Consider the following 13,762-nt stretch of genomic DNA (forward strand, 5'->3'; position numbering starts at 1 on the left):
CGGCGCCGCCCGCGCAGCCGCCTGCGCCCAACAACGGCATCGCCTGGATCTATGGCGCCGGCGGCATTCAATATGTGTTCGCGCGCGATCCGAAGCTCGACGTCACCACCTACAAGGTGGAGGACCACAAGGCGCGGCTGCTCGAGGTCTCCAAGCTGATGGATTCGACCGATCCCGATCTCAGCCGCTTCCGCGCCCGCGGCGGCCGGCTGATCATGCTCGAGCACATGGCCGACTATGCGCAGAGTCCCTATGCCGGGATCCGCTATTTCGAGAGCGTCGAGCGCAAGCTTGGCAAGGCCGAGACCGCGGAATTCGCGCGGCTCTACACCGCGCCCGGCGTCGACCATGTCGGCTCCGGCGCGCCGGCCAATGTCGACATGCTGAGCGCGCTGGTCGACTGGGTCGAGAAGGGCAAGGCGCCTGGCGATCTCGAAGTCATCGAGCAGAAAGTCGATGCGCCCTCGTTTACAACGCTCCGCGCGTTGCCGCTGTGCCGCTGGCCGGCCTGGCCGCACTACAAGGCGGGCCCGATGACGGCGGCGTCGAGCTTCACTTGCGCGCCGTGAGGCAAATGCAAACAGACCGCGATGGCGGTGGATTTATCCCGCCGCCATGGCCTGTGCGCTGCCAAGCAATTGCGCATTGAGCCGGCCGCCGGAGAACAGCATGTCGTCGAGTGCCTCGTCGATATCGGCTGAGACGACGGAGTTGCCGCCATCGCGCGCGATGCTCGCCTGTGCGAGCCGTCGCATCAATTCCTTGATGAACGCGCAACTCGTACCCTCGCTGCGCCGGGCAGCCTCGGCGGCGACCGCATTGTCGAGCGGCAGTCCTTTGCCGTAGAGCCGGACCAGCTTACCGCGGCCGGTCTCGTCGGGGAGGGGCACTTCGATCGCCTGATCGATGCGCCCCGGGCGACCGGCGAGGGCGCCTTCGAGGTCCTCCGGGCGGTTGGTGGTCAGGACGAACAGGATGTCCGCATCCTCCTTCAGCCCGTCCATCTCGTTGAGCAATTTGTTCAGCATGGATTCCTCGCACGGTCCCATGTCATCGCGGTCGCGGGCGATGAGATCGACATCCTCGATCACGACCATCGATGGCTGGAGCAGCCGTGCCAGGCTCATATAGGCACCGAGCAGGCCGATCTGCTCGGCGGTGATGATCAACGTCGTATGCCCGGGCAGATGGGTTGCGAGATAGCGGATCGTATGGGTCTTGCCGGTGCCCGGCGGCCCGTACAGCAAGATGCCTTTGCGGGTCGACTGGCCAAGCCGGCGCAACTGATCGCGCGTGCCGACAAAATTCAGCACGTTGCGATCGAGCAGCCGTAGGGTCCGCTCCGGCAAGATCACTTCATCTCGTGCGACCGGCGGCAAGCGATGCACGGTGATGCCGAGCGAGCGACCGCGATAATCGGAGTCGGCGTCGAGTGAGAGGATCTTGCCGCGGTAGGTGCGCGCGGCTTGCACGGCCTGTTCCAGCTCGCCAAAGCATTGCTGGACGAGGACTGCGCCTGCGGTGCCCGCAGGCACCACGATCTCAAGACGAATGCCGGGTTCGCGACTGTATTCGCGATGCGCGCAGAGCAATACCGCGTAACGAAGGCCATCCTGCTCGCACAGCCACAAGCCGTTGTCGAGGCACTTGACGGGGCTCTTCTCGCCGACATCGATGTCGGAATATAGCAGCGGTGCAATCGCGAGCGCATATCGGCCCTCTCGGAGGAGCCGCGAAATCGACAGCGTTTCGTAGCGCTGTTCCTCGTTCAGCCCGAAAAGCCGGATGGCGTTTTTGAACAGCCTGTTGATCGCCGCCTGAACATCCACCCGCATATGTCCGGGAAACTGGCGGATCGTGGTCACGAGCTTGCTGCGCGGGACTCCGGTAAAATGCCAGTCCAGCACGTCGCAGGCGTGCTCGAACTCCTTTTCCGCCTCTTTCGGCGTGCTCACGGTGTCTGCCGCACGAATGCAGTCGCTGCACAGCCAGACGGTGCGGCTGCCGATGCGAACATCCGTCTGCCCCTGAGGCTTGCCACAGAGCTCACAGGGAGTCTTGATCTCCTCGAACGTGATTTTAAGGGGATGCTGGCCTAGCCAGATATATTGCTTGGCCGACTTGAAAAGCGCCTCTGCGACGGATTGCGGGTAGGGACCGCAGGCGGCTTTCTCCTCGCGCTCGATCCGGGTCATCAGCGCGGCCGCTTCGCGATCCGACTTGCCAAAAACCTGGCGAAGCAGCCCGATGACGAACTCGTCCGGCGTGTCGTCATCATTGTAAATCAGGATCTGAGCCGGCTCACGCTCGCCGCGCGCATCATTCGTCATGAAATGACTCCACCACAACCACAACTAGAATGGAACAAATAAGGAACATAAAAGGACGCGGCCGTCAAGCGCGACGGCCGCGGCAAATTGGTGGTTAGTTCTCGAAGCTGCTAGTGCGCACCACCCCCGCCCGCCGCCTTCACGCGCCGCGTCAGCAACACTGCGATCGCGGCGAGCACCAGCACCACGCCGATCACTGCAAAGGTGTCGGAATAGCCCATCACCAGCGCCTGGCGCTTGACCGTCTTGCCGAGCGCGATGATCGCCTGCTCGCGCGCGGCGTTGGGGTCGGGCACGCCGTGCGCGATGAAGTAGTCCGTCATCTGCGCGATGCGGGCGCGGACCTCCTCGCGGCCGAGCGTGACCGAATGGCCGATGATGTTGGAGTGGAACTGCTCGCGCTTGGTGACGATGGTCGCGAGCACGGCGGTGCCGATGGCGCCGCCGAGGTTGCGCATCATGTTGGAGATGCCGGAGGCGGCAGGCGCGTCCTGCGGCGCGACGCTGCCGAGGCTGAGCGCCGAGAGCGGTGCGAGCGTCAACGCCTGGCCGACTGCGCGCACGATGTTGGGCACCAGAAACTGGTCGCCTGAATAGTCGAGCGACATCTGGATGTTCATGAACGAGCTTGCTGCGAACAGCAGCAGGCCGATCGTTGCGATGTAGCGGGCATCGAACCGCTGCATCAGCTTCGGCACCAGCGGAATCAGCAGAAGCTGCGGCAGGCCGGTCCAGGCCAGCACGTTGCCGATCTGCTCGGCATTGTAGCCCTGCACCTGACCGAGATAGGCAGGCAGCAGATAAACCGAGCCGAACAGTGCGAAGCCGAGGAAGACCGCGGCAATCGTGCCGACGCCGAAATTCCACTGGGTCAGCAAGCGCAGGCGGAGCAGCGGCTTCTCGACCACGAGCTCGTTGTAGATGAACAGCGACAGGCTGACGGCGGCAATGATGGCCAGCCGCACGATGAAGGGCGAGCCGAACCAGTCATCCTTGTTGCCTTCCTCGAGCACGGCCTGGAGCGAGGCCAGGCCGACCGCCATGGTCGCAATGCCGAACCAGTCGCCTTCGCGCAGCAGCCCCAGGTTCATCGGGGCGCGCTCCAGGGTGAAGAAGAGGATGGCTACCATGACCGCGGTGGGCAGCACGTTGACGAAGAAGATGGTCTGCCAGCCGTAATTCTCGGTGAGATAGCCGCCGATGGTCGGTCCGATCGCAGGCGCGAAGGTCACGGCAAGCGAGAACATCGCAAGGCCGATCGGCTGCTGGCCCTTCGGCAGCTTGGTGAAGACCAGCGTGAAGGCCATCGGAATCAACACGCCGCCGAAGAAGCCCTGGAAGCCGCGCATCGCGATCATCGAGGGAAGATCGTGGGTGAAGGCACAGGCGACCGAGAATGCGGCAAACAGCGTCGCGAAGCTCAGGATGATGTTGCGGAACGAGAATACGCGCGACAGGTAGTCGGTCAGCGGGATCACGATGATCTCGCCGATCAGATAGGACGTCGAGATCCAGGATCCGTTGTCGACGCCGGTACCAATGCCGCCCTCGATGTTGAGCAGCGAGGCATTGGTGATCTGGATGTTCAGGATCGCCATGAAGGCGCCGATCATCGCCGCGAATACGGCGATCCAGACCGTGGCGCTGGCGCGATTGGGGTCGGCTGCGGCGCGCTCAGGCGTCGCGGCCGGTGTTGCGAGCGTCGAAATTGAGAGGCTGTTTGACATGGCACGACCCTCCGGAAACAAGCTTTGCTTTTGACGTCGTCTTGGACGATGTCTCGGGCGTCGTTGCCGCTTGCGCGGTCGGCGCCGAGCGCGTTGCGATCGTCGGAATCACGGACATGCCGGGCCGCAGTGCGATCGCAGGCGCGGTCTCGGTATCCAGCGCGATCTTCACGGGGATGCGCTGCACGATCTTGGTGAAGTTGCCGGTGGCATTGTCGGGCGGGAGCAGGGCGAACTCCTGGCCGCTGGCCGGCGCGATGGAATCGACGTGGCCGTGCACGACCTGGCCCGGGAAGGTGTCGACCTCGATCTCGACCTTTTGCCCGGCGCGGACATGGGTGAGCTGGGTCTCCTTGAAGTTGGCGACGACATAGGCGCCCTCGGCCGGCACGATCGACATCAACTGCGTGCCCGCCTGCACGTATTGGCCGACGCGCAGCGTGCGGTTGCCGACCACGCCGTCGATGGGCGAGACGATCGTGGTGTAGCCGAGATTGAGCTCAGCCTGACGCTGGAGCGCGGCCGCGCGGGCGGCCGTGGCCTTGGCCTGCAGGATCTCGGCCTTCAGGAGCTCGACCTGCTTGAGCGCGGAGGTGAGATTGGCGGTATCGCGCTGGATCGCGGCGTCGGCGCCGGCGTCGCGCGCCTGTGCCTGCTGCGCATTCTGCACGCTGCCATAGCCGGTCGCTGCGAGGTCCGTGTAGCGCTTGTTCTCTTGCTTGGCGAAAACCTTCGCAGCATTGTCGACATCGATCGTCGCTCTGGCGGCCGCGATCACGGCTTCCTGAACGTCGAGCTGCGCTTCCTTGCTCGTCACCGTCGCGTTGGCTGCGGCGACATCGGCCTTGGCCTGGTCGAGCGCGACCTTGAAGTCGCGATCATCGATCCGAGCGAGCATCTGCCCGGCCTTCACATGCTCGTTATCGCCGACCGTGACGCGGTCGAGATAGCCGCTGACCTTCGGCGCAATGGTGGTGTTGTCGGCCTTCACATAGGCGTCATCGGTGGAGACGAGGAAACGCCCGACGGTCCAATAGTCATAGCCGTACCCGCTTGCGCCCGCGAGCGCGGCGACCACTGCTCCAACAAGCAACAGCTTGCGTAGGTTGAGCTTTTTGCTGCCGGCCAATGATGGCGCTCCGGGCAACACGCCTTCCAGAGCATTGGTTGGAACCGCGGTGGCTTCGGACTTGGATGGGGTGGTGTGCACGGTCATGGCCGGCTCCCTGAATTAGGAAACTTGACGATTTCCAAAATGAGCCTAGCTTTGGAATTGTCAATGGAATGACAGGCATCATTTAAAGACATGGCTCAGTCAAAATTGGAAGTCGAATGCCGCCCCCGCGGGCGGCCGCAATTGCGCAGCGACGAGGAGACGAAGCAGATCGTCTTCGAGGCCGCACGGCGGGCCTTTGCCGGCGACGGCTATGCCGCGACCAGCACCGAAGAGCTGGCGCGCCGCGCCGGCATCTCCACCAAAACGTTGTATCGCCTGTTTCCCGGCAAGGCCGCGCTGTTCGAGGCGATGTGTGCGGACCGGCTCGAGCGGTTGCTCTCCGCCGTCGATCTCCAGGCCAACGACGAAGTTGATATCGAAACAGGCCTGCGCGTCGCGTTGCTCGCGTGCGCAGATCTCGCGCTCGATCCCGACGTGGTGGCGTTGCAGCGCATGGTGCTGCAGGAGTCCGCCGCATTTCCGGAGCTCGCCGCGAACTTCTACAAGAACGGTATCTCCCGCACCGTGACGACGCTTGCCGGCTGGCTGCGCATTCAGGTCAAGCGCAAGCGTCTCGCAATCGACGATGTGGAGGAGGCGGCCGGCATCCTGATCGGCATGGTCGCATCCGCGCCGCAGCGCGCCGCGATCTACGGCGGCGTGCCCTTGCCGTCGCGCAAGGATATCGAGCGGCGGGCGCGCATCTGCGCGGCCTTGTTCCTCGACGGCTGCCGGGCAGCGTCGAGGTAGGCAGCCCCATTTGACAATGCTCACCCCGGCGGCTAAATGCTTCGCATGCGAAATAAACTGGAGTCCAAAGCAGGACACCACCGGCTGATCTACCTCCTGAGCGTGGCGCAACGCCGGTTGCAGCGCTGGATGGCGGCGCAGCCGCAGAACGAGGTGACGCCGGCGCAGGCGGGGCTGTTGTTCATCCTCGGCAAGCAGGACGGTGTCCTGATGGGCGAGGCGGGCGCGGCGCTCGATTTGGGGCCGGCCGGCATTTCCGGCCTCGTCGACCGTACGGCGGCCGTCAAACTGGTCGAACGGCGCGCCGACAGCGAGGACGGACGCGCCTGGCGGGTCTTTCTGACGCCGAAGGGACGTACTGTGCTTGCGCAGGCGAAGGCCAACGCCGCTGAGGTCAATGCGGCGCTGACGGAAGGATTTACCAGCGCGGAGATCGACGTCGTCGCGCGCTGGCTGGCGAGCATTCAGGACAAGTTTCCAAGAGACTTTTCGAGAGACTCAGAGGAATAACAGGAGAGAGCAATGACCGAGCATGTCCGGATCGAGAACAATGGCGGAATTCTCACCCTCACCCTGGCGCGTCCCGACAAGAAGAATGCGCTGACGGATGCGATGTACGGCAAGCTCGCCGATACCATCGAATCCGCTGAGTTCGATCCATCCGCCCGCGTGATCCTGATCCGCGGAGAGGGCGACATGTTCACGGCAGGCAATGATGTCGGCGAGTTCGCGGCCGTTGCCGCCGGCAAGTCCGAGGGCAGCCGCAATGTCGTCCGCTTCATCCAGTCGCTGGCGCGTTGCGCCCGGCCGCTGGTCGCCGCGGTGCAGGGCCGTGCCGTCGGCGTCGGCACCACAATGCTCCTGCATTGCGATCTCGTCGTGCTCGCCGACAACGCGCAATTGTCGACGCCCTTCGTCAGCCTCGCGCTGGTGCCGGAAGCCGCCTCCAGCCTGCTGATGCCGGCGCGCATCGGCTATGCCCGTGCCTACGAGATGTTCGCGCTGGGCGAGACTGTGCCGGCCAAGTCGGCGCTGGAATGGGGGCTTGCCAACCGTGTGGTGCCGCTCGACAAGCTCGATGCCGAGGCGCTCGCGCTGGCGCAGCGTCTTGCCCGCCAGCCGGCCGGCGCGCTGACCGCCACCAAGCGGCTGATGCGCAACGGCGAGGCGCTGGTCGCGCAGATGAACGCGGAGGGCGAGCAGTTCGCGCAGCGCCTGCGCACGGCCGAAGCGCGCGAGGCGTTCACCGCCTTCGCCGAGCGCCGTCCGCCGGATTTCACGAAAGTCGCGTGACGTCCGTAGTTCGCACAAAGGTTCGGCAGATCGGGAACTGCCGGCAATTCGATTAAAAGCTTAACGAAACATTGGCATGTCGCCATGCAAGGTGGCCACGCGTGAAGCGTAGGCCCCCTGACCCATGGCAATGTTTAAGCAATCGGTAAGTTCGCTTCTTCTGACCTTGATGGCCCTGCTGGCTGCCGGTGCGCTGGCCAGCACGGCGATCCAGATGGTCGGGGCCTTCGGTCGTTACAGCGACAGTCTCGAGACGGCGCGGCTTGCCGCCGCCGACAAGGCGATCTTCCAGGGCGTGCTGTCCCTGCGCAACAATCGTGGTGACGCCCAGAGCGCGCTGCTTGGCGAGGACGACCCGCGCGCAAAACTCGGCGAAGCGGAGAAGGCCGAGCAGGCCGGCTATGAGGCCATCGGCGCGGCGATCGCCACCGTCGATTTCGCCCGCCGTGACGAGCTCGCAAACACGCTGAAGCAGCGTTGGACTGAAGCCGCCCCGCAATTCCAGACGTTCTACGACGAAGCCAAGCGTCCGCGCGCCGAGCGCAAGACCGACCGGACGATGCCCTGGTACGATGCCGTCTCCAAGACGATCGATACCGCAAACCTCGCCTCCACCGCGGTTTCCAATCGCGCCTGGATGAACGATCCCTTCATCGCGCGGATGATCCAGGTCCGCCGCCTCGCCTGGCAGGTCCGTGACCGCTACGGCGTCCAGTGCACGGCCCTGCGCCAGAACGTCAACACCAGCAAGCCGCTCGACGAGACCCAGAAGCAGACGATTGCGAGCTGGAACGGCATCATTGGCGCCTCCTGGGTCGGCATGACCGAGTTGCTCGCCGCGCCCGACGTGCCATCCGAGGTGGTTTCCGCCGTAAATGACGCGCGCGCGAAAACCGACGGCACGCTCAAGCAGATGGGAGAGCTCACCAAGAACCTGGACGGCAGCGGCAAGCCGGCGCTTCCCGCTTCCGAGTGGAACACGCTGTGCCAGTCTCCGTTCGCGCTCATCGTCGCGGTCGCGACCAAGGCGCTGGATCAGTCGATCGCGCGCGCCGAGACCGTGCAGGCGAAGGCGCTCATCAACCTCGTCGTGCAGTCACTCGCATTCCTGCTGGCGCTGGCCGTGACCTTGGCCGGCGTGTACGTGGTGCGCAATCGCCTGATGCGCCCGGTCCGCGCCATCCTGGATGCCATCGCACGGATCGGTGCTCGCGACTACGCAACGCCGGTCCCGCAATCCCGGCATCCCGACGAGTTCGGCACCATGGCCGCGGCGCTCGAAAGCCTGCGCGAGAGTGCGGCGACAGCGGAGCGGCTGGGCCAGGAGCGCGAATCGCAACAAGCCCTGCAGCTTGCCCGCTCCGGCACCGTCGATGCCGCCTGCCGCAGCTTCGACGACACCGTGCAGGCCGTCATTCACAGCGTGGCCGCGTCGGCGAAGGAGCTCGATGCCACCGCGACCGACGTGCGTTCGCTGGTCTCGGAATCGAGCAGCCAGACCGCGGCGGTCTCCTCCGCCGCCGAGCAGGCGACCAACAATCTCGAAACCATCGCGGCGGCGACCGAGGAGCTCTCTGCTTCCGTCGGCGAAATCTCCGCGCAGGTGCAGTCCAGCGCACGCGAAGCGCGCGAAGCGGTGTCGCAGGCTGAGCAGACCAACGCGACGGTCGAGGTCCTCGATCAGACGGCAAGCCGCATCGGCGAGGTCGTGAAGATGATCAACGCCATCGCCGGCCAGACCAATTTGCTGGCGCTGAACGCCACGATTGAAGCCGCGCGCGCAGGCGAGGCTGGCCGCGGTTTCGCCGTCGTCGCCGGCGAGGTCAAGAGCCTCGCGGCGCAGACCGCAACGGCGACGGAAGAAATCTCCCGTCAGGTCGAGGAGATCCAGGGTGCGACCGGTCAGGCGGTTACCGCCATCCGCTCGATCGGCGGCGCCATCAGCGGCATCGACGAGAAGATGACGGCGATCGCCGCGGCCGTCGAGCAGCAGCGCGCGGCGACCATCGAGATCTCGCGCAACTTCCAGCAGGCCGCGCAGGGCACTCGCGAGGTCACCGATACCATCGGCAGTGTCGCAAGGCTCAACCAGGAGACCGGCAATGCCGGCACCGTGCTGTCCGAGTCCGTCAAGAAGATGTCGGCGGACGCCGATCGTCTCCGCGTCGCGGTCGAGGGCTTCCTCGGCGCGGTGAAGACCGCATAGCTTCGATGATCTCCACCCCGGCGTCGCGCGATCGGCATTGCCGCCGGTCGGCGCGGCGAGTACATCTGTGACGCGGGGCCTCGCGAGCGCCGCCATAGACGTAAGACAACATCAGGGATGGAGATTTCGATGCCGGTCACGCCGCAACACAAGGCCCAGCGCCCCTATCGCGGCGTGTTCCCGGTCGTGCCCACCATCTTCGATGAGCGCGGCGAACTCGACCTCGAGGGGCAGCGCCGCTGCGTCGACTTCATGATCGATGCCGGCTCGCACGGCCTCTGCATCCTTGCCAATTTCTCCGAACAGTTCGTGCTCACCGATGCCGAGCGGGAGACCGTCATGCATGCGGTGCTGGAGCACGTCGCGGGCCGGGTTCCCGTCATCGTCACCACCACGCATTTCAGCTCGGCCGTCTGCGCCGCGCGCAGCAAGCAGGCCGAAGCCGCAGGCGCCGCCATGGTGATGGTCATGCCGCCCTATCACGGCGCGACCTTCCGGGTGCCCGAGAAAGGCGTTGTCGAATTCTTCAGGGTGCTCTCGGGCGCGATCAGCATTCCGATCATGATCCAGGACGCACCGGTAGCCGGCACGCCGCTCTCCGTCGAACTGCTCGCGCGGCTGTCGCGGGACTTCTCCAACATCCGCTATTTCAAGATCGAGGTGCCCGGTGCTGCTGCAAAGCTCCGCGGCCTGATCGACGCGGGCGGCAGCGCTATCGAGGGACCGTGGGACGGCGAGGAGGCGATCACATTGCTTGCCGATCTCGATGCCGGCGCCACCGGCGCGATGACCGGCGGCGGCTACCCCGACGGCATCCGCCAGATCATCGATCCCTATTTCGCCGGCAAGCGCGAGGACGCGAAAGCCGCCTACGAACGCTGGCTGCCGCTGATCAATTACGAGAACCGCCAATGCGGCCTGATCGCCTGCAAGGCCATGATGCAGGCCGGCGGCGTGATCAAGTCGGACACCGTGCGCCATCCGCTTCAGCCGTTGCATCCGGCGACGCGCGCGGGGTTGCTGGAGCTGGCAAAGGAGCGCGATGCGCTCGCGCTGCGGTGGGGGAAGTAGGGCGCGCATGCTCCGCTCGTCGTCCCGGGGCGCGCGGAGCGCGAGCCCGGGACCCATAACCACAGGAGATGGTTTGGCGAAGACCGGCAATTGCCAGTTCGCGCAACAACATCTCCCTGTGGTTATGGGTCCCCGCGCCCCGTGCGCAATTGCGCACTAGGCGGGGGGCGACGCCAAGTGTGAGGTGCGCGCCCTAGCCTGATCCCGCCGGCTTCCGCTTAGCTGGGGGCGTCGAATTGGCGCGGTTTGGTCGGTTTCCCGCAGCCCGGCGATCACGTATTGTATGCCGGTCAATCAGGCCTGCGGAGCAATCTCAAGACATCGCGCAACACCTCTTCATTAAGCCGTTATCCCGAGCCAGGTTGGCGCAAACCGAGGAAACAGGGAGGCAGTGCCATGACGATGAGGCCAGATCCGACCTTTCACGCATCGCCCAAGCTTGCGACGGAAGCACCTGCAGAGAACTTTGCCTACACGTTGCTGCTCCGTCCAGATTTCTCAAAACCGGACGCTCTCGCGGTCATCGACGTCAAGCCGGGATCGCCGACCTACAGCCAAGTCGTCCACACCGTGACGATGCCCAACAAGGGCGATGAGTTTCATCACTTCGGCTGGAATGCCTGCTCCTCCGCCTTGTCGCCACTCGCCGGACATGCCTTCATCGAGCGGCGCTATCTCATCATCCCCGGGCTGCGCTCGTCCCGGATCTACATCATCGATACCAAGCCCGATCCGACCAAAGCCAAGATCCACAAGATCATCGAGCCCGAGGAGGTCTTCAAAAAGACCGGCTACTCGCGGCCGCATACCATCCATTGCGGGCCGGACGGCATCTATGTGAGCACGCTTGGCGGCGGCAAAGACGGCACCAGCGGGCCTCCAGGCGTCTTCATCATGGATTGCGAGACGTTCGAGGTTCTTGGACGATGGGAGATCGACCGCGGTCCGCAGACGCTGCACTACGATTTCTGGTGGAATCTGCCGCGCGATTACATGGTGACGAGTGAATGGGGGTTGCCGCCGCAGTTCGAGAACGGGATCGTTCCCGAAGATCTTCTCTCGAACAAATACGGCCACCGGCTCCACTTCTGGGACCTCCGGGCACGACGCAACGTTCAAACCATCGACCTCGGTGCCAATCATCAGATGGTGCTGGAGGTGCGGCCAGCGCACGATCCGGTCCGCGAATACGGCTTTGCCGGCGTGGTGGTCGACACCACCAATCTCGAAGGCTCGATCTGGACCTGGTGGCGCGAGGGCGGGAAATTCCATGCGGAGAAGACGGCGACCATCCCGCCGGAGCCTGCAGCCAAAGAGAAGCTTCCGCCACTTTTGCAGGGTTTTGGTGCCGTCCCGCCACTGGTGACCGACATCGATCTGTCGATGGACGATAGGTTCCTCTACGTCTCCTGTTGGGGCACCGGCGAGATGCGCCAGTACGATGTCAGCGAGCCCAGAAAGCCCAAGCTTGCGGCATCGGTTCACACCGGAGGCATTGTGAGCCGCGCGCCGCATCCGAACGGCAAGGCGTATGCGGGTGGGCCGCAGATGGTCGAGATCAGCCGCGATGGAAAGCGGGTGTACTGGACCAATTCCCTCTATTCCACCTGGGATGACCAGTTCTATCCCGACGGGGTTCCGGGCGTGGAAGTCATGGCCAATGTCGGTCGCAACGGCGGCCTCGAGCTCGACAAGGACTACTTCGTGAGCTTCCCCGACGGATATCGTGCGCACCAGATCAGGCTGGAGGGCGGCGATTGTTCGACGGACTCCTTTTGCTACCCGTCGGCCTAGAGGCGCAGGGCTGGCTGTGGCTCGCTCTCGTCGCGAGCGGTCTCTATCACGGAGTCAATCCGGGAATGGGATGGCCGCTCGCCGTTTCGGCCGGGCTCATGGAAAAGAGTCCGCGGGCGCTCTTTCGTGCGTTGTGGGCTCTGGCGGCCGGACATCTCCTGGCGACACTTCTCGTGCTGCAGCCATTCGCATTCCTGCTGGTGCTGGCCGAGTGGCAGCGTTCGATTCAGCTCGGCGCGAGCCTTCTCGTCATCGGATTCGGCGTCTATCGGTTGATCGAGCGGCGCCATCCGCGCGCGCTGGCACGAATTCTGCCAACGCAATTGGCGCTCTGGTCATTTGCCGTTGCCATTGCTCACGGCGCCGCCTTGATGCTCGTGCCGATCTATCTCGGGCTCTGCCGGGCCTTCGAACTCGATGCCGGCCATGAGGCCGCCGGCGCGCTGATGAAGGCAAGTCTCGGAATGGCGGTGCTAGTGTCCCTGGTGCACGTTGCCGCCATGATCAGCGCCGGCGGATGCTTGGCGTGGCTGGTCTACCGCTATCTGGGATTGAGGTTCGTCTCGCGAAGCTGGTTCAATCTGGATCTGATCTGGGCGGCCAGCCTCATTCTGGTTGGCGTTGTGGCGCTCGCCTTCAATCTCGCGAGCGAGCACTGAAGCCTACCGCGTCAAAGCCCACTCGCCGATGATGCGGAAGCGCGCTTTGGCGTCGTCCTGTTTGAACAGCGCGATGCGATCGATCGTGAGCGCGTCGAGACCGAGCGTTGCGAATCGCGCCCGCAGCATCTCCAGAATCGGCCGGCGCCGATCGGAGTCCAATCTGCCGGTCAGCGTCATGTGGAAGCGGAATTCCTCCATGACGTAAGGATAGCCCCAGCGGTCGAGATAGTCGCGCTGACGTTCGCTGAGCTTTTCGGGCTTTCGCCGTGCACGGTCTTCCGCCGTCAATGCAGCACGGAAGTCATCGAACTCGCGGGCGCAATCGGCCGCGAGCTCTTGAAGCGCGGAGACCGGCTCGGCCGGAATGACGGCGATAAACCCGCTGATGGAATCGACGACCGGGCGGATCGTGGGGATCGGCCGCGCCTTGCCGGCGAATGTCGCGCAGCCGGCCATGAGATCGGCCTCGCTTTTGCCGGGCGCGAGCCTCATCGGCGCCTTCAGCGTGGCGTGGAAGCCGTATTTGCGGGGATCGCTGGTGATGTCGCGCCAGTCCCGCGCGACACGCAATGCGTCGTCGGGAAAGGGCAGCTCGTCACCCGTGCAGGCATCGTAGCCGAGCAGCTCGGTGCCGAAGCGGGACAGCGCGCTGTCCGCGTCGGCGGCGAAATAGATCGCGTAGCGGGGAAAAGTCATCGTCCGACCATAACCGG

Annotated in this window: 12 protein-coding genes; 8 read left to right on the forward strand and 4 right to left on the reverse strand. The window is 64.5% G+C overall.

What is annotated here, in order from left to right:
• A partial coding sequence (locus AC629_RS35605) for a tannase/feruloyl esterase family alpha/beta hydrolase (RefSeq protein WP_143199689.1) occupies positions 1–569 on the forward strand: 569 nt, incomplete at its 5' end.
• A gap of 33 nt (positions 570–602) precedes the next feature.
• Here the strand turns inward: AC629_RS35605 and AC629_RS35610 are convergent.
• The 3 genes from AC629_RS35610 to AC629_RS35620 all read right to left on the reverse strand — a co-directional run bounded on the left by AC629_RS35610 (position 603) and on the right by AC629_RS35620 (position 5,273).
• Complete coding sequence (locus tag AC629_RS35610) at positions 603–2,330, reverse strand: ATP-dependent Clp protease adaptor ClpS (protein WP_084809425.1); 1,728 nt, start codon at positions 2,328–2,330, stop codon at positions 603–605.
• Between the two features lie 110 nt (positions 2,331–2,440).
• A complete protein-coding gene (locus AC629_RS35615; RefSeq protein ID WP_084809426.1) occupies positions 2,441–4,057 on the reverse strand; it encodes an MDR family MFS transporter in 1,617 nt (538 codons plus the stop codon).
• Positions 4,005–5,273, reverse strand: coding sequence for an HlyD family secretion protein (locus AC629_RS35620; protein WP_084809427.1), 1,269 nt, complete (start codon positions 5,271–5,273; stop codon positions 4,005–4,007). The genes AC629_RS35615 and AC629_RS35620 overlap by 53 nt, the downstream gene beginning before the upstream one ends.
• A gap of 141 nt (positions 5,274–5,414) precedes the next feature.
• Here AC629_RS35620 and AC629_RS35625 point away from each other — a divergent pair, with 141 nt between their 5' ends.
• From AC629_RS35625 to AC629_RS35655, 7 genes are all read left to right on the forward strand, one after another.
• A complete protein-coding gene (locus AC629_RS35625; protein WP_349531400.1) occupies positions 5,415–6,023 on the forward strand; it encodes a TetR/AcrR family transcriptional regulator in 609 nt (202 codons plus the stop codon).
• 45 nt (positions 6,024–6,068) lie between these two features.
• Positions 6,069–6,533, forward strand: a complete 465-nt coding sequence (locus AC629_RS35630) for a MarR family winged helix-turn-helix transcriptional regulator (protein ID WP_084809456.1) — start codon at positions 6,069–6,071, stop codon at positions 6,531–6,533.
• 12 nt (positions 6,534–6,545) lie between these two features.
• A complete protein-coding gene (locus AC629_RS35635) occupies positions 6,546–7,316 on the forward strand; it encodes an enoyl-CoA hydratase (protein ID WP_084809429.1) in 771 nt (256 codons plus the stop codon).
• Between the two features lie 124 nt (positions 7,317–7,440).
• Positions 7,441–9,522: a methyl-accepting chemotaxis protein gene (locus AC629_RS35640; RefSeq protein WP_084809430.1), complete on the forward strand. Its 2,082-nt coding sequence runs from the start codon at positions 7,441–7,443 to the stop codon at positions 9,520–9,522.
• Positions 9,523–9,651: 129 nt separating this feature from the next.
• Positions 9,652–10,593, forward strand: coding sequence for a dihydrodipicolinate synthase family protein (locus AC629_RS35645; RefSeq protein WP_084809457.1), 942 nt, complete (start codon positions 9,652–9,654; stop codon positions 10,591–10,593).
• A gap of 396 nt (positions 10,594–10,989) precedes the next feature.
• Complete coding sequence (locus AC629_RS35650) at positions 10,990–12,387, forward strand: selenium-binding protein SBP56-related protein (RefSeq protein ID WP_084809431.1); 1,398 nt, start codon at positions 10,990–10,992, stop codon at positions 12,385–12,387.
• A 65-nt stretch (positions 12,388–12,452) separates the two neighbouring features.
• On the forward strand, positions 12,453–13,046 hold the full coding sequence (locus AC629_RS35655; RefSeq protein WP_143199695.1) for a hypothetical protein: 594 nt from the start codon (positions 12,453–12,455) through the stop codon (positions 13,044–13,046).
• A gap of 3 nt (positions 13,047–13,049) precedes the next feature.
• On the opposite strand, the gene AC629_RS35660 is transcribed toward AC629_RS35655, so the two are convergent.
• Positions 13,050–13,745, reverse strand: a complete 696-nt coding sequence (locus AC629_RS35660; RefSeq protein ID WP_084809433.1) for a DUF1045 domain-containing protein — start codon at positions 13,743–13,745, stop codon at positions 13,050–13,052.
• Positions 13,746–13,762 lie beyond the last annotated feature (17 nt).

The organism is Bradyrhizobium sp. NAS80.1 (assembly GCF_001908205.1).
GTDB lineage: Bacteria > Pseudomonadota > Alphaproteobacteria > Rhizobiales > Xanthobacteraceae > Bradyrhizobium.